The organism is Chitinophaga dinghuensis (assembly GCF_003259435.1).
Classification (GTDB): domain Bacteria; phylum Bacteroidota; class Bacteroidia; order Chitinophagales; family Chitinophagaceae; genus Chitinophaga; species Chitinophaga dinghuensis.
The window spans coordinates 414,515-435,911 of sequence record NZ_QLMA01000005.1 but is presented as its reverse complement, the minus strand read 5'-3'; the positions used below and the strand labels follow the sequence as shown (position 1 = coordinate 435,911).

The window sequence follows — 21,397 nt, the reverse complement described above, 5'->3', positions numbered from 1 at the left end:
TACGAATGAAGAAACTTACATATTGTGGTTGGTTACTGATGGCCGTGCTGATGGTTGTTTCCTGCAAAAAGCCTGACTTTGAGGCGGAACAGCAGGCAATGGCTGCAGGTACTATCACCGACTACCTGAAAAATAATTTCGACTTCTCCCTGTTTGCAGCAGCTGTAAATAAAGCAGGTTTCAGTGATAGTCTGGATAAAGGCAGCAGCGCTTTTACCGTAATGGCGCCCACCAATACCGCCCTTAATAAAGATGGGATATTAAGTGCCGCAGATTTTGACAAGTGGCCTGCAGACAGCTTGCAGTATTTTGTGAGAACGCATATACTGCCGGCAAGGGTGTTTTATAGTGATATTCCGTTGTCGTCAGACAACAGGTATACTAACCTGAACGGCATACGGCTATACGTTTCCCGCTCAAATGCCTACAATGCCAGTTTGGCTGTTAACGGGGTGAGTGTACAGAGCCAGCCATCACTGAGTACTTCCGTAGCGGCCACTTTCGGTGCCTCGCTCCTGAATGGTGTTGTTTATCCTTTGCAGACCACCCTGAAGGTTTTACCTGTTACAGTACAGCAATTTCTAGCCGCGAGACCTACCTTGTCACACCTGGTGGCCGGATTGAAAAAATTTGGTTACTGGGATAAGCTGGGCGCTGACGGCCCCTATACGGTTTATGCCCCGATGGACTCCAGCTTTGAACGCCGAGGTATCACACTGGACAGCATCAGCCGTATGGACCTGAACCGCTATGATCCGGTTGTTTTTGGTGGGTATTTCCTCACGCCCAATCACCTCTTTGTATTAGACATATTGCAGCTGCCACCGCCTTCAGGCATTAACTTCCTGGCATTCCAGCTGCAGGCAATAAATTATAAACTGGTGATGGGGCAGCAGCCTTTTGGTATGGGAGTAGGCGTAGTAACAGCCGCTTCAGCGCAGACAACCACGCTGGTGCCAGTAGGCCCTTACTGGAACCAGCCCTATGGCAACCAGGGAACGCCGTTCCTTGGCGAAGTACAGACAGGCTTGTCGCTGGTAAACCTGAAAGGCGCCTACATTAATTATACCTGCTCAAACGGTGTGGTACATCTCCTGTCAGATATACTGGTAATGCCGGATAAAGTAGTTAAGTAAGACGATTATGTTATTACACAAGCATCTCTCTTTATGAAAAAAAATAACAACTTTTTTATACTAAGTTTTTGCCTGCTACTGGTTTTTATCAGTGCCTGCACAAAAACAGAAGAACCTCCGAAACCAATAGGAGGCAAGTTGCCTTTTGACAGCACGGTCAACAAAAGTTTGGCGCAGCTGGTGGATTCCATCCCGGAAGCTTCTATTTTCAGCGCCGCTATCAAACGCACCAGCATTCGACGTTATATGGATAGTCTGGCTGGAAAGAACCCCAGCGGACCTTATACAATGTTTGTACCTACCAATAAGGCCTGGCAGGATGCAGGGTTTACAGCCGATAATATCGGCGCCGTACCTGTAGCCACGCTGGATACCATGATCCGGTACCTGACCATACCTGGCGGGATACCGGCAAATACAGCCAATCTCTTTGGGGAAACGAACTATTACCCGATCACCTACCGCGACAGAACAATCACGCGTTCGCAGGTACCATCTCCGTTCCTGAGTTGGACTACCATGTATTACTACTATCGGATTATTGTGGGAATGACAGATGGCGTATTAAGACTGAATGGCAAGGCCGTGAGTAAACAGGCGGGTATTTCCGCTACCAACGGCACACTTTATTTGCTCGACAGCATGGTAAATAAGCCCTATTATGAAAGTTACCAGGTACTTCGCTATGATACCGCTTTCAGCTTCTATATGGCAGCTTTAAAGAAGAGCAACGCCTTGTATGTTGCCAAAGGAATTATCGGTCAGTTCAACGATACGGCTACTTTGGTACTGACCGTAGGGTCGGATCAACCAGGGAAAGAACCCTTCGCCATCACCTTTGCACCAGATAATAATGCATTCAGAAAAGCAGGTTTTAATGCTATTGCAGATATAAATAGTTATATAGATAAGTCTGCATTGGCATCAGCACCCAACTACACGCAGATGCGTACGAACATGGATTCTATCCTTGTTAACCATCAGCTGCTGAGTAATTATAATACGGTGAATCCGGCGCTCACCTATCTCTATAGTACAGATTTCAGACTGGGTTTGTATTCGGTAAATTTAAGCAATGCGCCGCAACCGGGAGCAGTGTTTGTGACCAATATTAACGGACAGGCGGTATTGCATCGTCAGGACTATCCGCAGGGCCGCGGTGCGGCCATCATAGCGCCGTCTGATATTACTACACTTACTGGCGTAATACATCGTGTTGACAATCTTTTATTGCCTACTCCGTAAACAAGTTATGATGGAACTTAAGAAAATTATTACACGGCTGACCATGGGCGTGATGCTGTTTTCGGCCTGCACTAAAGATAAAGTACAGCCTGAAAACATATATGCTAAAACTGGTATTGCTGCGGTGGTGAACAGTAATTTTAGTTTGTCGCTTTGCAAATATGCACTGGTAGCAACACACTACAATGATACTTTGAGTAAGCCTGGTCCCTATACCTTATTGGGCCCGTCCAATGATGCGTTCACGGCTGCTGGCTGGCCGTCCGGCGCTGCTGTCATCCACGCTACAGATTCATTGCAGTCCATGATGCCTTACAATTTTATACGTGCAGCTATTAAACTAGATTCTTTGCCACTGGCCTTCAATCAGCCGCTCATAGCAGGAAATGGCCAGCCATTGTATGTAACACATTGGGTGAATAGTCGCGATACGGCAGTTGTTGTAAATGGTGTTAGAGTGAGTACACTGGATAAACCTGCGGCGAACGGCCTGGTAAATATTACCGATGGCATACTGACCCCCATCGTTTATAACGATGTGCAGCAGGCAGTTTCAGGAGACCCTGCTTTGTCTATGTTCAATGCTGCCATCATTAAAAGCGGACTTGCGGCAGACTATAATAACGGCGGCCCCTATACGGTGTTTGCTCCGGTGAACACCGCCTTCAACGCTATCGGCATTATGACGGTAGATAGTATCTACAAAATGGATGCAGCAACACTGCAAAAAATCGTGAAAGCACATATTGCCGCAGGAATGAATTTTATTTATGATTATATCCTGAAAGCAGATGTAACCGCCAATACTTACCAGGAGCATATGCTCAGTGGCGCTATTTCTACTATTACGCTCGTGGCTGATCCAGTGCGCCAGGGGCGCTTTTCCGGTATCACCCTGCAAGCCGCTTCAGGAGCAGGTGTAAGCATCTCCCGAAAAAATATACTGGCAGGTAATGGCGTAGTACACAGCATTTCCTGGCTTTTAAATCAATAAACGATTATTATGTTTTCACTGATATATAAAAGATTAAACGCGCTATTAATTACGCTGGTCGTTTTTCTATGCAGCCTCACTATCGCCACTGCACAGCAAACGGATGGGAGTCTTATCGGTAAGGTGACTGACAGCACCGGCCTTGCGCTGGCTGATGCTACGGTGATCGCAAAACACCAGCCTTCAGGTACGGTATACAGTACGCGCACGGATAAGCTGGGAAGTTTTTATTTACCCGGACTTCGTATAGGCGGCCCGTATACCATTACTGTTACTATGGTAGGCAGAAAAACCATTCGCCAGGAACAGGTAACTGTTCGCCTGGGAGAGCCAGAGCAGCTGAATTTCTTCTTAACAGAAGAACAAAAACAACTGAACGAGGTGGTGATAACTTCTGCCAATACAAAGAATAGAGCGAATACCTATGGCGCCGGACAAAACATCACACGTTCGCAGATCAGTAGTCTGCCCAGCGTCAGCCGTAGTTTGCAGGACATGACCCGGCTGGTGCCACAGGGCTCAAAGGATAACGCTTTCGCAGGTACGAATTTCCGGTACAACAACATCACCATTGATGGTGCGGTAAATAACGATGCGATAGGCTTCAGTCCTTCCGCAGGTGGCATTACCGGCACTTCCGGCGCTCCGGGGTCAAGTACCCGCACCAATACCATTTCACTGGACGCCATTGAAGATATGCAGGTATACCTGGCGCCCTTCGATGTGAAGATCGGTAACTTCACAGGCGGCAGCATCAATGCGGTAACGCGTAGTGGCACCAATGCTGTAACTGGTTCTGCTTATGTTTTCGGCCGCAATGCAGCCATCACAGGAAAAGATAAAATAGGTTCCCTGGGGAAGATGAACAGTGATTTTTATGATTATCAGGTAGGGGTGCGACTGGGATTCCCAATTATTAAAAATAAACTGTTCTTCTTTACCAATGAAGAAATCACCCGCAGACAGGACCCGGTGCAGCTCATGGCCGGACAAACAGAAACATCACAGATACTCAGTGCCAAGGATGCCAACGATATCCGTGACTATACGATGAACCATTACGGCAATATCTTTGATCCGGGTACAGCCGGCGCATACACCAGTTATTCGAGATCGGAGAAGTATTTCAACCGCCTCGACTGGAATATCAATGCCAACAACCAGCTGGCTATACGAAATAATACTATCCTTTCCCGCGCCGTGAATATGGACCGTGACCAGATGGATTTCCGATTCAGCTCCATGGCCTATCAGCAAACTAATAATACCAGTGCCACCGTTGCGGAACTCAAATCTTCCTTAAAAGGGAATTTCTCCAATAGCCTGATCGTCGGATATACGACTATTCACGACTATCGTGATCCTTTGTCAGACCCGGCTTTGCCACAGATTCAGATCATGGGACGCACGCCGGGAACCACCATCTACCTGGGCACCGACAGAGAAGCGGCTATTTTTAATATGAAGCAGCGCACCTGGGAAATCACCGATAACCTTACCTGGCACCGAGGTAAACATACCCTGCTGCTGGGTACACATAATGAAATGTACCATGTAAGTTATGGCTTTGTCAATTCATGGAATGGTAGGGTAGATTATTTAAGTATAGATGATTATCTGAAGAATAATCCTTACAGGGTAAGAGGCAGCTATAACTACAACAATAACTCCAGGGATTATATCCTGGCACACCCCGAAGCGGTGTTTGATGTAAATATGCTCAGTGCGTATTTTCAGGATGAGATCAGGGTGACGGACAGGTTTCGTATTACACCGGGTCTACGTGCAGACTATTCCTTCCTGCCACGTACGCAGCCGCTGAGTGATGCGGTGAAAACAGCCTATACAGATTCGTACTTTGGTAACAGTTACACCTATACGCCGTTGAACCAGATCAGTAATCATTACCTGGACAAGGTGCAGTTATCGCCAAGGATTGGTTTCAGGTATGAGATGACCAAAGATGGGCAGCTGGTGTTGCGTGGTGGCGCTGGATTATTCACTGGCCGTATCCCGCTGGCCTGGCTGGGCTATGCCTTCTATAATACCGGCATTAACTATGGAGCTTATGATCAGAAGGCAGATCAGCAGCCGTTCGCTGCTGGAACAGATCCTGTGAAGCCCGGCAAGAATGGTATCGCTGATTTCATTGCTGCCAACGGAACAGATGTAAACAGCGCCAAAGCTGGCAAAACGCAGGTGGATGTAGTGGATAATCATTTCGTGATGCCGAAAGTGTTGAGGGTAAATCTGGCCCTGGATTATACTTCAGCCAGTGGTTATAAATTCGGGATAGAAGGGTTGTATACCAAAACGATCCATGACGTTTATTTCCAGCAGGTAAATATAAAAGACAACCCACGTTATTATGGCTTTGATTCTTCGCATCAGTTCCCGGTATATAGCGGCAGTGTGGACCCCCGCTTTTCCAATGCTTATGAATTGAGTAATACAAATCTTGGGTATCGTTATTCACTGACTGGTACGGTGAGTCGCCGCTTTAACGGTGGCTTCAATGCCTCTGTTGCCTATACCTATGGAGGCTCCAAAGATGCATTCAATGGTATCCGTAATTCCATGGAAAGCAACTGGCAGCTGAATCAGGCGCTGAGTCCAAATAACGCAGGACTGGCATGGTCTAACTTTGATATCCGTCATCGTATACTCGTAAACGTTGGCTACCAGCGTGCCTGGAACGACCGTTGGACAAGCCGTATCAATCTGCTGGTAAGTGCACAGTCTGGCAGTCCCTTTACCTATGGTATCGTGAACAACAGTATGCAGGGCTTGCCGCAGCAGGTGAGCGTGGCGTATATTCCAAGGGAAAGTGAGGCGATACGTTTCTTCCAGGATTATACAACCGCCACCGGCACTGTCGTTACTGCCGCTCAACAAGCTGCGGACTTCAATGCCTATATCGACGGGAACAAATACCTGAGCGGTCGGCGAGGCGCCTTTACAGAGCGCAATGCTGGCCGAACGCCCTGGAATACTACAGCCGATCTGCATTTTGCACAGGAGTTTTATTTCTCTAAGAGCACCAGGTTCATTACGCTTACCATTGATATCATGAACCTGACCAACCTCGTCAACAGCAGCTGGGGCAGGGTGTATTTCTCACCAAATACCTTTAACTCTACTGCCAGCGTAGGCCTGGCGCCTACCTTATTCCCTGTAAAACAGAATGATGGTAATTACCCAGTATATACGTTTATTAATCCGGGTAATCCTTATGCTATCGACTACCTGAACTCCAGGGTACAGGGGCAGTTGGGAGTACGCTATTCTTTCTAGTAAATAAATATCTGAGATTATCTCCAACAAAATGGGATGCCACCAGCGTTCCATTTTGTTGGAGATAAGTTATTGAAAGGCACACAGCATGCCTCCATTTTCTTAGAAGACTCGACAAGGATTGAGACTTATTGTTTTAGTCTTGGGAAAAGAAGGTATCTGACAATCCTTATTTCGCGAATTATAGAAACTATACCTTTCTTATTACAGAACACCTGCATTCCTGATCCTGTCTGCAATTTGCATCCCAAGGTAATCCTGCAGTTTGTGGAACCTTCCCCATCGATAATAGACATCCCAATAGCTGACCATTCTATCTTCTGTTCGTTGCCAAAATTTGGGATTCTCTTTCGTTAATCGACTGAAGTTTTTAATATTTTTCTCAGTTATAACTTTATCCAATACCTCCAGAATTTCAAAAACATATTCCCCCAGGAGTTGTAATAAATAAGGCACTGTCCAGTATTCATTTCTTTCACCCAATGCTTCCAAATGTTTTTGCCTTACGAAACCATCATAATGTCGGAGATAAATACAATTTAATATTGTCTTTTGAATCCCAGTAAGTCTTGCTACAATCATTGAAGCTGGTTCGTCAAAGTAAACCCGGTATGGAATGAACAACTCTTCTTCATCCAATCTGATTGCCTGTATTGGATCTGAAACCATATTACAATCGTCAATAGGATAGACGGAGTTTAATGGCAATATCTCCAGAACAGCCATAACATCACTTTGTAATGTTTTGGGAAAAGCATTAAGGAGAGTTTCTTTATTCATAGATATCTTTTTTTCCAAGACTTGGATGGAAGTCCAATAAAAATAGCAAGGGATTTAAATGAACCAATTTTCTAAAGATAGGCATTCGAAATGATGGGAAAATAATTGATGATGACGCTCCGCGCCCTGACGATCCTAAATTAAGAGACTTAATAAATAAGTACTTATGAGCATTGTCAGTCATTGAGACAAGGAAGTCGCAACTAGATTAGCGGTATCAGATCGACTTTGTAAAGGAAGGCAAATTGCTTATAAGAATGCAGATCTTTCATGTGTTGAGGGTGTTTTTATTCCGTCCCACATAAATTATTCCTGTAATACCCAATTTATTAGCCTACCTTTAGCAAGGTTGCATTTGGCTTCTATTGATTTACTTTTGGCTTTTTTTGTTCTAAGTCCTTGTTTTTCAGTAGTATACATTTTAATTAAAATTATATTTGTGAATATTTTTGTAGGTAATATCAGTGACAAAACAACTGAAGATGAGATTTGGTCTTTATTTGACCCATACGGAGTTGTTTATAGTATTAATGTGGCTTATGATAAGTACAGTGGCCGTTCTAAAGGTTTTGCATTTGTTGAAATGCCAGACGATTCCAACGCAGCACAGGCAATTAAGGAATTGAATAATTCAGTAGTTGCTGGGCAGACAATAGTAGTGTATGAGGCTCGTCCAAAACCAGAAAGACCAGAAAATAATCGTTTCTCCAGATCCGGCCCAAGGCCTGGATTCAGACCCAGATACTAATAGTTTGATGTTCTAAAACGTCGATTACTTATATCTGTTAAGAGAGCAGAAGAGCAAAGCCGCAGAATACGTTCAGTAGTTTGTAGCTTTGCTATTACTTTTCTATGTACCGTATAGCAGTAACCCACGCCGAATTTCCCACCTAATTTTCTAATTATACCCTTAATGAACAACCCGAGATGGGATATGTTGACAAGAACTGCCAGCAGGGATAGCAAAACAAAAAAGCGGGAAAAAATGGAAAAAGGGTAGGGTATGGTAAATACAAACCGCGCCTCTTTTCTGTTAGTTGGATGTTGTTTAACGGTGTTTACCGCTTTCTCACGGTATTATTGACACGTCAAATTCCCCTCCTTTCAGCTCACACAAAAGAGCAATAATGACCATTGTTGTAACGTCAATAACTATACGAAATAATAAGAAAATTATTATGCTGAAATGAAGAAAGGAACTGTAGCGCGTCGTGCGACAGGAATATATCTGTATGGATGCATGTGACATAAATAAGTATTTCCAGTATCAAAGTCATCCTTTTATAGCAAAAAATAATTCTGCACTATTCAATTTAATAGCATACCTTCAATAGAATTACATTAGGCATCTGCCTCTGCTTCTTCTGATTTAGTCTGGGTAACCTCTCTTCTTCCTCAGTTTTCGCTTTCACAGCCGCCCATATTTCTAATCATCTAAAATTGAATTTTATGAACATTTTTGTTGGTAATTTAAGTGACCAGACAAATGAACAACAATTGTCTGACCTGTTTTCTCCATTTGGTATTGTACGTAATATTAAAGTGATTTATGACAATTATACTGGACGTTCCAGAGGGTTTGCTTTCATTGAGATGCCGGATGATGCTCAAGCGGAAAAAGCTATCAGAAATCTGAATGACTCCTTCTTTGACAGAAAAGCAATTGTAGTCAATGAAGCTAAGCCCAGAACAGACAGAGATAGATCCTCCAGGTCAAGATACTGAGAAATCAGTGCCAGTTATTTGTAGATATGACAAGCTGTTAAGCTGATATCGAATTATCACATTATACCGTCCATTTTTAATAGCAATGCGTCTTCTTTGAAAAAAGAATAAGTGCTGATGGCTAATAAAATCGGAATACTAATGCATTGGAATACGTCGTATTTCAATGCTATCTCCTTTTATATCACAAAAGTTATTATCTGGATACTATTTTAAATGCATTTATGGAACGTCAATAAAATCAGAACTTATGGGGGAAACTTCTTCGAAGAAAGAAAACAGAAGTAAGAAAGCTAAATCAAAAGAGGATAAAGCACAAAGAGCCAAGGATCGGAAGATCAATAATAATAAAGGTAAAGGCCTTGAGGATATGCTGGCATATGTTGATGAAAATGGTAACCTCAGCCCAGTACCACCAAAAGAATCCAGAAAGGTTGAAATTGACTCAAATGATATTCGGATTGGTGCAACACCCAGAGAAACAGAGGATGTAACGAGAAAAGGAAGAGTTACTTTTTTCAACCAGGCCAAAGGATTTGGATTTATTACGGATGACAAATCAAAGCAGAGTATTTTCTTCCATATAAATGATTTGTTGGAATCTGTGAAAGAGCGGGATACAGTAGTATATATCCAGGATAAGAATGCAAAAGGTTTTTTTGCAACATCTGTAAGGAAAGATGATAAAAAAGGAAGGCATCCAAATTATTAATATCCTACATCGGAATAAGTAAACTTATCCGATTTAAATTTCCGGTAAAATGGTATTTTGATAAATACTATTTTACCGGAAATTTTTTGCCTTTTATGAAATGGCTGGTTGCCTTTTAGGGAAATTAACAATTGTTATTACCTTGATAAAAGAAAGCGTTTTAATGATATAATATACCGGATCTATTTCGAACCAACGCTTTCCAAAATTGATAGAAGAAGGATGTTTATGATGGTTATTGTGATAAGATTCTCCAAGCATCAAAACATCTACAAATAAAAGATTCATTGCTGTGTTTCTTAACCTGAAGTTTATATAACCATATTTATGCGCAAACCAGTTGACAATTGCCCCATGAAACGCTCCCATTGAAATAACGATTGGTAACAACAAATACTGATATGGACTGGTTGCGAAAGCAACAAAGAAAAGTGTATACCCCACAACCCACATCAGCCTGGATATAGCACTATTGGCAAATTTGTCAAACGATTTCCATACAGGAAGGTTTTTGGTGTACCGAGGTTCTACAGGTATCCTATTATGGAGTATCTGTTGATAAACCGTTCTGGTATCCCACATCATAGAAAATATGTTCGAACTATTGGATGGTGAATGCGGATCCAGTTCTGTATCTGTATGTGCATGGTGTAATCTGTGCATTATTGCATACGTTGCCGGACTCATATATGAGGAACCTTGAGTGATGTATGTAAATATGAAAAAGAATCTTTCCCAACCTTTGCTCATTGTAAAAGCACCGTGTGCGGCATAGCGATGTTGAAAAAATGTTTGAGAAAATAAAGACAAATACCAGGTGGCGGCAAAGAAAATGAAAATAACCATATTTGAAATTTTAAAGAAGCGAGGAATAAATCTCAAATATGCTAGAAGGATAAATGAAAGTATAAAGCGCTATCTGATTAGAGAGAATTGTATTTCTCTAAATGTAGTTCTTTTATTGTTAAGAAAATGGTAAACCATTTTCTTCCAGCATCTGCATCTTTGACAGATGGGAAGATAGATGGACGTGGAGTTACATAACTATATGTGATATATTCTTTTTTTAGATGATAATTAGCATTCATCAAATGGTTTCTAAGAAATGGTCGGCGGTTGCTACTGCCGGCTGTTTCTATTTTATCTGTCATCACCCGTCCTCGGGCTTTTCACAACACTCAAAAATATTGTCTAATATTGTCAGTATGGCTACAATCTGAACGAAGCCAGATTTAATTGTATTCTTGAAAAATTAATCTATGTACGATATTAAAGTCCAATCTCCGTTTTCACGTAACCCTGTTACCCATGCTGGTTGCAATAGTGAAAAGGCGCTTGCCTTATATCAGGAAATCAATTGGGAAGACCTTTACGACCAAATCGAGGCTAGCGGTGATAGCCCCGAGAATCCATTTTATTTTTTTGAAATAAACCGCCGAAACAGTTTGGGGGAACAGGAAACACTTTGTATTTCCGGTTGTTTGCGGGGGCGTGTCGGTATTGGATATATGCGGCCAAAGATGGAAATGAAAGGATTTTTTAAGAAAAAGGAAGTACTCAACCCAAAGTTTGCTACGCAAATGGATGGTATGGATTCGCCATTTGCATTAACTTGCGTGGAGGCCTTCCTGAAAGGAGATAGCGGCTTCCTGGAGGAAAATGTAATTAATCAGGAGGAAGGGTTTGAACAATAGTGGAATAAAAACGGGATAGTAGGAAATTACTATCCTGTTTTTATTCTATTTTGATGCTATCGCTTAGTGATAAACATCCCTATTGTAGCATCCTGCTACTTTCCAAATGGATCTGCATATTTCGGATCTGTAACCAGTGACTGATCTGTAAGCGTATGCAGGAATGCAATAATATCTTTTTGCTCCTGATCCGTTAAATTTATCGGACCGTTTTTGATCTGGGTGCCCGTATTCGGCCCTGGTTTAATTCCGTGGGAGTAATGATTGAGGACATCCTCCAGTGTAGCAAACCTACCATCATGCATGTAAGGCGCCGTCAAAGCGATATTCTTCAAAGTCGGTATTTTAAAGGTGCCCTGGTCCTGTGGAAGTCCGGTGATCTCCCCAATACCCTTGTCTGTATAATTCTCTTCCAGTCCATTGTTAGAGCCGAAGCCCGTGTTACGGCCAGAATTCTCTACTATCAGCATGGTAGGGAACTGATTGAATCCTGAATGTTGCAGGTCGTTATGACACTCTGCACAGAATTTATGCTGGAATAAGGATAATCCACTTTTCTCCTGTGGTGTGAAGTTTGCAAAATTATTTTTCAACCCCTGGTCATACCTGGAGTTAAAGGAAACAATAGAACGTACAAACTGTGATAAAGCCCTTGATATTCTATCAGAGTTAATTTCCTCATTGCCGAAAGCCGCTTTAAATAACGGTGCATAATAATCCACTTGCTTCAGTTTGGCCTCCAGCGCTGCGAGCGAAGGCATTCCCATTTCAATATGATCCTGTATCGGCATTAATGTTTGCGCTTCGAGACTCCCGGCGCGCATATCCCAGAACATGGCTTTGTCTGCAAAAAACCTCACATTGACCAGCGCCATAGAATTGCGACGGGTGGTTTTACCATCAAAGCCCTTTGAAAGTGCCGCCGGATCGGAGAATGCATTTTTTTGCAGGTGACAGGATGCACAAGCGATCGTATTATTGACGGAAAGTTGCTTGTCGTAGAATAAGACTCGTCCCAGGGTGGCTCCGGCATTGGTGATAGGATTATCTTTCGGGGTATTATCCACCGAAGGAACACTGTTCACATAGTCACGGATATACGAAGGCATACTATTGATGGCATTAACATAGTCGAATAATTGGGGCGGTAACACGGGAGAGCCTGTGCCATTACCGCCTGGGGAAGTGCCTGGCTGTTCTTTTGGAAGGGCCGGCGTGTCTTTCTTGCTACAGGAAAAGAGGGTGAAAATGGTGGGTGCCATCAATGTACCCAATAGCATGCGTGTCTTGTGATTCATAGTGCTGTTCTTTATAATGGTACACTTCAGATGCCCCTTTACCCTTACAGGAGGAAAAGAAAATTTTTTTGGGAAGGGTATAAGGGTTTTTGCAAACTGGGGTGTATTATTTGTATAACTTGCGAGTTAATAACAGTAACCAGGCTTAGAAATTGGATCTACATAAAGCTGCAAAACAGGAACAAACCCATGATGGTGGCGTAGTTGTGCAATATTTTCACGCTTATTTTGAAGTGTTGCACCGTTATGCCTATACGATATTGAGGGATAATGATGAAGCGAAGGATGCTGTACAGGCGGTTTTTCTCAAATTATGGGAGAAAAGAGAAGCGTTGAATGAGGAGCAGTCGGTAAAATCGTATCTGTATACGGCCGTTTATCATCAATGTCTGAATATGAAAAGACATCAGAAGATAAAAGAGAAGTACGTTGCAGAGAATGATAAGCCAATTTATGATCCTGGTAATGATTTGATCAGTAAAGAAAGAAGTAATCAGATATTACGGGAAATTGAGAATCTGCCTCCGCAATGCAGACTCATTTTTTCAAAAAGCAGATTCGAAGGGAAGAAATATGCGGAAATAGCTGCGGAGTTGAGTTTGTCGGTGAAAACGGTGGAAGTGCAGATAGGGAAGGCATTGAGAACCCTGCGTCAGAAATTGTTGGGAATAATGATGATAATAACCAGCTTTTTTATCGTTAAGTTTTAATATGGATATAATTTTACATACTAATGAGCATCAGTAGCGATCAGCCAATGGATATGGAGTTATTGGGCAAATATTTGTCGGGCGAAGCTTCTCCGGAAGAGGCTATGGCTATCGATGAATGGCTGGCTGCTGATCCTGAAAACCGCCGTCAGTTCCAGGAAATAACCGCTTTATGGGAAAATATGACCCCTGGAAAGGGACATCAACTTCCGGATAAAACGGAAGCCGTACAGGAATTCAAACGCCTGCTAACCAAGAAGGGTATAGCCACTGTGCATCCCATCAGGAAGGTATTTCCATATAAAAGTATTGCTGCAGGGTTGTTGCTATTGGTTTGCGCGACATCTGCCTATTTCCTTCTTTATAAAAAGCCGGCTGATACCCTCATCAGCAAGGTGGTGAAGCAAACCAATGCAGATGTCCTGAGAGATACCTTGCCCGACCACTCTGTGGTAGTGCTGAACAGTTTCTCTCAGCTGAAATATGCACCCAATTTCAATGAAAAGAAACGGGAGCTCCTCCTCCAGGGACAAGCCTGGTTTGATGTAACCGCTGATCCGCAAAAGCCTTTTGTAGTCCAGGTGGGCGACATCCACATCAAAGTATTGGGTACTTCTTTTAATGTTATCCAGGATACCAATCATATTGCCGTTTCTGTAAAAACCGGCGCTATCCTGATGTATAGAGGAGCAGATAACATTACCGTGAAAGCCGGACAGAAAGGTGTTTACAATGTTGGTTCCCAACATTTCTCTCTTTCTGATGCTGTTAATATCAATAGTATGGGCTATGCCACCCGCGTGTTCAATTTTGAGAATGCCACTTTGAAAGAAGTGACCACCGAACTAAGTAAGGCCTACAACGTAAAATTCATATTCGGAAATCAAGCACTCGAGAACAACACTATCAGTAGTTCCTTTGAGGATAAGCCACTGGAATATATATTAGAAGTTATTTCAATTACGCTAAATGTTGAATGCAGGAAGGAGCAGAACATCGTATACATCAGTGAAATGGGAAAAAAATAAGAAAAGAGTAGCAGGAATTATATGGATCATTTTCCTGGTACTTTTCCAGCATGCGGCTGCACAGCATGCAGCGGTTAACTTGCAAAAGAAGATCGTGGTGCCAGTTGGAAATATCCGGTTCGATTCATTATTCCAGCAGATTACCCGCCAAACAGGCGTCCGGTTTTCCCTGAATACGCGGAAGTTCCCGCCATCAAGAACGCTTCATATACAAACAGGGGTGTTGTCGCTGGGAAATCTTCTTGGAGCTATCCGTGAGAAAACAGGTATCTATTATAGTGTGTTGGGAGGGCATGTTATATTCATAGATAACCCTCCCCATCATGCGTCATCTTCCCCTGCCCCTGTAGCCGCATTAAAGAAATCGCCTGCTATTAAGCTACTGGCGAATAAGTCCCTGCCTCCAAAAAAGCGAGCCACGGTAAAACCATTAGCAAACCCCAAAGACAGTGGAGTACTTAGCAAACCGCTCATCTTAACCGATACTGCTGAAAGTCGTGTACCACCTACATCTGATACTATACAAGCATCACTCAAAATGAAAATTGATACACTATTCCATAAACCTGATAGCGTAAGATCCCGAAACTTATTGTCAGCGAAACGCAATCAGGATACCGCTGAATACATCGACGCTTCTTTTCTCTCCTTTAGAAATATACGTTTCCCGGAATTTCATCTAAACGGTATTATTTCGGACTCCACCTATCGCAGGTTAACGTATATGGATATACGCCCGGCTTTCTCCCTCCAGTGGCCCGAATGGCATGGATTATCCTTCTCCTTTGGCGGCCACCAGGAGGATACTACGAAGGATCATGTGAAAGAGGAGGGAACTCCGCCAGCGTCCACTTCGCAGACGACTACCATCACCTTATCAAAAGCAACTGGCGTTACAACGTCAACGGATACACGAAAGCGTATCTCCTTTATTCAATCTACCTGGAATGGCCTTTCGAATATACATCTTCCTACCATTCGGTTGTCAGGCTTACAGCGTAATGGAATAAGCAAGGAGGGCGGTTCCAGACCATTATTTAGTCCTGTAATTAAGGCAGGCGTATCTGCAGATGAAACTTTTTATTTCAACCCAACCATTCAGGGCGGTTTCCGTTTCCTGTATGGGATTGTATCCTGGAGCACAAATATGAAAGCGTCTGGCCTTCGATATGGGGCAGGTATTTCCGTGGGTTTATCGGATGACTGGCGTATGCATCTTACAGGAACCACTGGTGGCTTGGAAAAGACCTATGATACGGCAGGAGTACAAAAGCGGGCAACAGCAAAAATTTCCAGAATCGGACTCGCCGCAGAAAAGCAACTGAATGATAAATGGAGTCTGCAGTTCGGAATTGCTTATTGCCTGATGCGTACTACCTATTATGTTGATGGCAATGTGCATCCTCCCGGTATGAGCGATGAGGCTTTAAAACAATACCTGCGTCCCATCCAACCGCCATATGTCATTGGAAATAATTATGACCTCGGCGGCGCCCAGCATAATCAATACTGGATAGGTTTTCAGCTAGGCGTATACTATAACATAAATTTTTTAAAACGACGATAAGGGTATTTATTTTATTAAGTGTAGTAGTAAGGTAATTGACCTAATTCCTTTACTATTATTCTACTTAATAATGATCGCATTACTGAAAACCGCAGAACGGACCAACAACTCCTCCTTCATTAATAATTATGTTTTTCAACGTCATGTGTTTGCCTATAAACATATACTTGTAAACCGACTAACCGGATTGAATATCCTGGAACTTGGCTGTGGAGAAGGCTATGGCATGGAAATGATTGCGCCGTATGCGCAACAATACCTGGCTGTAGATAAGAAAAGACCGGCAGATCACGTCTTTGCCGACAACGCCTCTTTCCTTCAATGCAATCTGCCCGATTTATCAGGGATCGCTGATAATTCATTTGATACGGTGATCTGTTTTCAGGTGATAGAGCATATCAAAAATGACGGTGGTTTACTGGATGAAATTAAGAGGGTACTGAAGCCTGGTGGTAAATTATTTATGACCACACCCAATAAGCGTACATCCCTTACCAGGAATCCATTTCATGAAAGAGAATATTTGCCTCATGAAATGTGCGCATTAGTGGCCAGTCGATTTGATCACTATACGGTACAAGGAATTCACGGAAATCAGATGGTGATGGATTACTACCATGAAAATAAAAAAAGTGTGGAATCCTTCACCAAATATGACATCTTCAACCTGCAACATAGATTACCCGCCTTTATGTTAAGGGTACCCTATACATTATTGAATAACCTGAATCGGTTACTGTTATTGAAGAAGATAGAAGATACCACCGCCAACATCCGTTTCAATGATTTTCATATCCAGGAACTCCAGGAGGATTGTCTTGACTATTTTGTAACAGCCTGTAAGTCTTTATAACCGGGTCTGAAAGTATAGTGCAACAGCCCTTCCGTAAAAAGAAGGGCTGTTTTTTATTGCAAGAGTTCATTTTTCGTATAGCTAATACCTGATTTGGTGTAAAGGAATTGTACATGATAGCCCCTCGCATTAGTTTAGACCTTCAATTAAACTGAAGTATGCGTAAACTATTTTTCTGTGCACTGCTTTTTATGAGTAGCTCCGCCTTATATGCACAAAAGGCATTGTTTGATTCTGTATTCACACTGGTAAAAGAGAAATCCATCTTTGCCGCTAATGTCAACTGGGATACGATCACTCCCAAGGTATACGCCCAATTCAATGCCGCTCCGGCAGACAGTATATCATCCATTTTCCCTGCTTTTGCCTTGTTAATGCAAGAAATGAAAGATGTGCATAGTGGCATGTCCTATAAAGGGAAAGGCTATGGTAATCCGGATACTTACGCATTGGTAAGAAGTAAAGTCACCAAAGAAATGAAGGAGGCTTATCAGAAGGGGTATGGCGACTTACACACCGCCATACTGGATGGAGGATATGGATATATTGCCGTTCCGGAGGCTTTGATTCAACACACAGAAGACATGCAACAGGTATTTAAAGAGATCACCCTGTTGGCCCAACGTCTTTCCGACTCGCTATACAAGCTCCAAAATATGCATCCGAAAGGTATCATCATAGATTTACGCCTGAACACTGGCGGCAGTACGCCGGCCATCATCGGGGGGCTGGCCTCCTTATTCCAGGATGGAATGTGCTTTTCCTTTGTTAAAGGAGATAAATCCAGGGAGAATATTGTCTTCAAAAAAGGAAACTTGTTCTATGATACCACACAGATTACCCGTATGAATCTGGGCAAAGTACCCAAAGGTAAGGTGAAGGTAGCAGTGCTGATCAGCGGTTTTACCACCAGCGCCGGCGAGCATACTGCCATAGCGCTTAAAAGTCTCCCCAATACCCGTTTCTTTGGAAGCCCGACCAGAGGCCAGATAACAGGTAACGAAACTATTTTTTTAAGAAAAGATCTTGTCATAAGTTTGTCGACCGCCTGGGCAGAAGATGGAATAGGAAGGAGGTATATGACAGATGTAGTCCCGGATGAGACGATTGGAGAAGGGGCCGATTTTGAACAACTGAATAATGATAAAAGTGTGCAAGCCGCCATCAAGTGGTTGGCAGCTAAGAAATAAATAATGAGTACGTATGCCAGAGAAAGAAGCAAATTATTCTTTAAAAATGCTGTTCAGGCCACAACGAATTCCATATTGGAAACTGGCTGCCTGCATGGCGGTATTGCTGGCAATACTCAACGTTAAAACATATTACAGGAATATGAATATTGAGAATCCGGAGCTGCGGCTTCGGTTTCTCAATTGGCTGTTCAGCTGGGAGTATATTCTACAGCAGTTTATATCGCTTTTTACAGTAGCATTCCTGTGCTATGTGACCTTCAACCTATACTATCAGCTATCTATTCGCAAAGCAAAATTACTTACCTATTTCATCGCTTTGCTGCCGCTGTTGACATTATACCTGATCATCGATCAGGGAATCAATTATTTTTTCTATCCTGAATCCTATTATCTGCTGTTTAAGAACCCCACTGCATTTTTATCAGATGCCTTACTGGGACTGGGAATCCTCGCTGTCCTGACAGTATTGGTAGTTAAAGTAGCGGTGTCAAATGATGTGAAGGAAAAAAACAAAAAATTAGAGCTGGAGAATACCAAACTGGAGCTGGGTAAAAAAGATGCAGAGTTTGAATTATTAAAGTCCCAGGTCAATCCTCATTTTTTATTCAACTCCCTGAACTATTTATATTCTAAATCGCTTCCTCATTCAAATGAGCTGTCAGAGGGTATTCTGACACTTTCTGAAATAATGAAGTATGCCTTCGACAGATCTCACGAATTCGGAGATGGCATGGTATTGCTGCAGGATGAAGTAGCATATATAGAGAAATTCCTGCAAATGAATTCCCTCCGTTTCGGGAATCGCTTTTATACCAGTTTTGAAAAGTCCGGAAGAGCAGATGGCGCAAGGATTATGCCTTTTGCTTTAATCACAGTGGTGGAGAATGCAGTAAAACATGGCGATGCCACTAATCCGCATCAACCCATTCGTATCAAATTACAGCTGACATCGGAGCAACTGAATTTTAGCTGCGAAAACCAGAAGAAGCTCCGTAATACGGGCATTCCGTCTACAAAATTAGGTATTTCAAATATGAAGGGCAGACTGCAAATGACTTACGATAGTAACTATCAACTGCTTATTGAAGATACTGCGGACACTTATCTTATTAAACTTACAATTCCCATAAAATAATGGCGATTAAAGTGATTGTTATTGATGATGAACCTGCTGCCATTGACGTCCTGAAATATTATATAGCCATGACGCCATCACTCCAGTTACTTGCCACTTTTTCTGATAGTCGGGAAGCGATTCAATATTGTATGCAGCAGGAGATTGACTTAATCCTGAGTGATATAGAAATGCCATCGCTGACAGGAATGGAAATTGCCGCCTTTAGTAAAGGAAAGACAGCCATCATTTTTACCACTGCCTACACCCACTATGCGGTAGATGCTTTTAATCTGAATGTGGTAGACTATCTGGTGAAGCCCATCCGCTACGAGCGTTTCCAGCAGGCCATACAAAAATTGCAGGAACAGAATAATCCACAGGATGCTGACCATTTTTTTGTGAAGACAGGCATGAAAGGGCACCTGGAAAAAATAAATATCGCGGATATCATTCAGATCGAGGGCGCCAAGAATTATGTGACCATCTATCATGGCAATGTGAAAACACTGACGCTCCTGAACCTGAAAGACCTGGAGTCTCGCCTGGCATGCAGAGATTTCTGCCGTATTCAGAAATCCAGTATCGTATCCATTAAGCATATCACCGGCCTGAAAGGAGGCGCTGTGGTATTATCCAACGGTAACCTGGTACCCATCGGGCCCACCTACAAAGAACAGGTGATTAGCCTGATCAATAGCAAGCTTATTAATTAGATAAGAATGGGGGCGCAAAGGCCCCCAAATTTCCGGGTGCTGTTGTGTACAACCCAGCTCTCCGGGAGTTGGCATTAATAATTTGTTGTTAACAAAAACGTTCGGGGTTGAAAGGCCGCAGATCCATTGATGTAGGTACATTCGTCACGAGTTCTGCTACCAGCTTTCCGGTAGCTGCACCCAGACTGATACCCAGCATAGAATGACCTGTAGCAACGGTGACGTTAGTATAACGAGACACGTTACCTATATACGGCAATCCATCCGCGCTGCATGGACGATAACCATACCATACTTTTTCTGCTGGCGGTAAAGGAATATCATACGTGGGGAAATACTGTTTCACCGATTCTACAATTCCCTGTACTCTTTGCATACGTGGGGGCGTATTCAATGGGGTTATTTCCATTGTGCCACCAAAGCGGATTTTATTACCATTCATTGGGGAGATAGCCACTCTCGCTTCACTGAGAATAACCGAATGATGCAATTTATAAGGCGTGTCTTCAAACGTGATCGAATAGCCTCGTCCGCCAACCATAGGTATATTGATTCCAAACTGCCGCGCAAGGGGCGTACTCCATACGCCAGCGGCCAATACCACATGATCCGCATCTATCACGCTGCCAGATGCTTTTACGCCTGTTATTTTATTGCCTGTTTTTATAAAATCAGTTATCTCACGGTGACGGATAAACTGAACGCCTTTTATCTCCAGGTAAGTCAATAGATTTTGCATCAGCTGATTGGGATACAGCTGTGAATCGCCTGGAAAGAAAACGGCGCCTGCTGCATCAATGGTAACGCCGGGTTCCATCTGCTGTAGTTCCTCTTTTCCGAGTATCCTGGCTTCAATGCCTAATGCGGTGGCTTCCGCTACTGTTTGTACGGCATGATGCGCATTCTCTTCTGTTTTGAAAAGCTCCATCATACCAATCGGTTCATAGGAAAAGTCCATGCCTGGTAATTTTGCCCATTCCTCATACAGTTGTTTACTGAGTAAGGCAATATCTCTCAAGGGGAGGGCGGAGCGCTCTACATGGCTGCGGGTGGCGCTTTTCATGAATGTCCAGCCCCATTTCAGCAGGTCCTTGTTGAGCGAAGGCTTCACGTAGAATGGACTTTTGGCATTCATCATCCATTTCAGTCCCTGTCGAACAATGCCAGGCGTCGCCAGTGGCACAAAGTGACTGGGGCAGATATATCCTGCATTGCCGTAGGAACAGCCCTGTAGCATATCTGAACGGTCTACTACTGTAACCTGGCAGCCTGCCTGTTGCAGATAGATCGCGCTACTAAGTCCAATGATACCGCCTCCAATAATGATTACTTTCATAG

The 21,397-nt window shown here is 43.0% G+C and carries 19 protein-coding genes; 15 read left to right on the top strand and 4 right to left on the bottom strand.

Translation table 11 applies throughout. The features are described 5' to 3' along the window. Positions 1-5 precede the first annotated feature (5 nt). From CLV59_RS17035 to CLV59_RS17020, 4 genes are read left to right on the top strand one after another with little or no spacing between them, the layout of a single operon-like run. Positions 6-1,136 (top strand): fasciclin domain-containing protein, encoded by a 1,131-nt coding sequence (locus CLV59_RS17035; RefSeq protein WP_111593260.1) that lies wholly within the window; start codon positions 6-8, stop codon positions 1,134-1,136. 33 nt (positions 1,137-1,169) lie between these two features. Beyond that, complete coding sequence (locus CLV59_RS17030) at positions 1,170-2,381, top strand: fasciclin domain-containing protein (RefSeq protein ID WP_111593259.1); 1,212 nt, start codon at positions 1,170-1,172, stop codon at positions 2,379-2,381. 10 nt (positions 2,382-2,391) lie between these two features. Next, positions 2,392-3,375: a fasciclin domain-containing protein gene (locus tag CLV59_RS17025; protein ID WP_170137790.1), complete on the top strand. Its 984-nt coding sequence runs from the start codon at positions 2,392-2,394 to the stop codon at positions 3,373-3,375. 9 nt (positions 3,376-3,384) lie between these two features. Further along, positions 3,385-6,669 carry a TonB-dependent receptor gene (locus tag CLV59_RS17020; RefSeq protein WP_111593257.1) on the top strand — a complete coding sequence of 1,095 codons (3,285 nt, stop codon included), beginning with the start codon at positions 3,385-3,387 and terminating at the stop codon, positions 6,667-6,669. Positions 6,670-6,873: 204 nt separating this feature from the next. Here CLV59_RS17020 and CLV59_RS17015 read toward each other — a convergent pair whose 3' ends face one another. Beyond that, the gene (locus tag CLV59_RS17015; RefSeq protein WP_111593256.1) at positions 6,874-7,449 is read right to left on the bottom strand and encodes a hypothetical protein; all 576 of its coding nucleotides are present in this window, start codon (positions 7,447-7,449) and stop codon (positions 6,874-6,876) included. Between the two features lie 439 nt (positions 7,450-7,888). On the opposite strand from CLV59_RS17015, the gene CLV59_RS17010 reads away from it, so the two are divergent. The 3 genes from CLV59_RS17010 (at position 7,889) to CLV59_RS17000 (ending at position 9,886) form a co-directional block, all read left to right on the top strand. Continuing rightward, positions 7,889-8,197 carry an RNA recognition motif domain-containing protein gene (locus tag CLV59_RS17010; RefSeq protein ID WP_111593255.1) on the top strand — a complete coding sequence of 103 codons (309 nt, stop codon included), beginning with the start codon at positions 7,889-7,891 and terminating at the stop codon, positions 8,195-8,197. A gap of 701 nt (positions 8,198-8,898) precedes the next feature. Continuing rightward, positions 8,899-9,174, top strand: coding sequence for an RNA recognition motif domain-containing protein (locus CLV59_RS17005; RefSeq protein ID WP_111593254.1), 276 nt, complete (start codon positions 8,899-8,901; stop codon positions 9,172-9,174). Positions 9,175-9,424: 250 nt separating this feature from the next. Further along, entirely contained in the window at positions 9,425-9,886 is a 462-nt protein-coding gene (locus tag CLV59_RS17000; RefSeq protein ID WP_111593253.1) for a cold shock domain-containing protein, read from the top strand. Between the two features lie 93 nt (positions 9,887-9,979). On the opposite strand, the gene CLV59_RS16995 is transcribed toward CLV59_RS17000, so the two are convergent. Beyond that, positions 9,980-10,732 (bottom strand): acyl-CoA desaturase, encoded by a 753-nt coding sequence (locus tag CLV59_RS16995; protein ID WP_111593252.1) that lies wholly within the window; start codon positions 10,730-10,732, stop codon positions 9,980-9,982. A 413-nt stretch (positions 10,733-11,145) separates the two neighbouring features. On the opposite strand from CLV59_RS16995, the gene CLV59_RS16985 reads away from it, so the two are divergent. Next, the gene (locus CLV59_RS16985; RefSeq protein WP_111593250.1) at positions 11,146-11,580 is read left to right on the top strand and encodes a hypothetical protein; all 435 of its coding nucleotides are present in this window, start codon (positions 11,146-11,148) and stop codon (positions 11,578-11,580) included. A 95-nt stretch (positions 11,581-11,675) separates the two neighbouring features. On the opposite strand, the gene CLV59_RS16980 is transcribed toward CLV59_RS16985, so the two are convergent. Continuing rightward, positions 11,676-12,878, bottom strand: coding sequence for a cytochrome-c peroxidase (locus CLV59_RS16980; protein WP_211323917.1), 1,203 nt, complete (start codon positions 12,876-12,878; stop codon positions 11,676-11,678). A 152-nt stretch (positions 12,879-13,030) separates the two neighbouring features. Between CLV59_RS16980 and CLV59_RS16975 the strand changes: the two genes are divergently transcribed. The 7 genes from CLV59_RS16975 to CLV59_RS16945 all read left to right on the top strand — a co-directional run bounded on the left by CLV59_RS16975 (position 13,031) and on the right by CLV59_RS16945 (position 20,059). Further along, positions 13,031-13,588, top strand: coding sequence for an RNA polymerase sigma-70 factor (locus CLV59_RS16975; RefSeq protein WP_111593249.1), 558 nt, complete (start codon positions 13,031-13,033; stop codon positions 13,586-13,588). A 23-nt stretch (positions 13,589-13,611) separates the two neighbouring features. After that, a complete protein-coding gene (locus tag CLV59_RS16970; protein ID WP_111593248.1) occupies positions 13,612-14,616 on the top strand; it encodes a FecR family protein in 1,005 nt (334 codons plus the stop codon). Beyond that, positions 14,597-16,183 (top strand): hypothetical protein, encoded by a 1,587-nt coding sequence (locus tag CLV59_RS16965; protein WP_111593247.1) that lies wholly within the window; start codon positions 14,597-14,599, stop codon positions 16,181-16,183. The genes CLV59_RS16970 and CLV59_RS16965 overlap by 20 nt, the downstream gene beginning before the upstream one ends. Before the next feature lie 70 nt (positions 16,184-16,253). Beyond that, entirely contained in the window at positions 16,254-17,036 is a 783-nt protein-coding gene (locus CLV59_RS16960; RefSeq protein WP_111593246.1) for a class I SAM-dependent methyltransferase, read from the top strand. Positions 17,037-17,194: 158 nt separating this feature from the next. After that, a complete protein-coding gene (locus CLV59_RS16955) occupies positions 17,195-18,226 on the top strand; it encodes a S41 family peptidase (protein ID WP_111593245.1) in 1,032 nt (343 codons plus the stop codon). A 13-nt stretch (positions 18,227-18,239) separates the two neighbouring features. Next, positions 18,240-19,364: a sensor histidine kinase gene (locus CLV59_RS16950; protein ID WP_111593244.1), complete on the top strand. Its 1,125-nt coding sequence runs from the start codon at positions 18,240-18,242 to the stop codon at positions 19,362-19,364. Further along, entirely contained in the window at positions 19,364-20,059 is a 696-nt protein-coding gene (locus CLV59_RS16945) for a LytR/AlgR family response regulator transcription factor (protein WP_111593243.1), read from the top strand. The genes CLV59_RS16950 and CLV59_RS16945 overlap by 1 nt, the downstream gene beginning before the upstream one ends. An 88-nt stretch (positions 20,060-20,147) precedes the next feature. Here the strand turns inward: CLV59_RS16945 and CLV59_RS16940 are convergent, their stop codons facing one another. Beyond that, positions 20,148-21,395, bottom strand: coding sequence for an NAD(P)/FAD-dependent oxidoreductase (locus tag CLV59_RS16940; protein WP_111593242.1), 1,248 nt, complete (start codon positions 21,393-21,395; stop codon positions 20,148-20,150). Positions 21,396-21,397 lie beyond the last annotated feature (2 nt).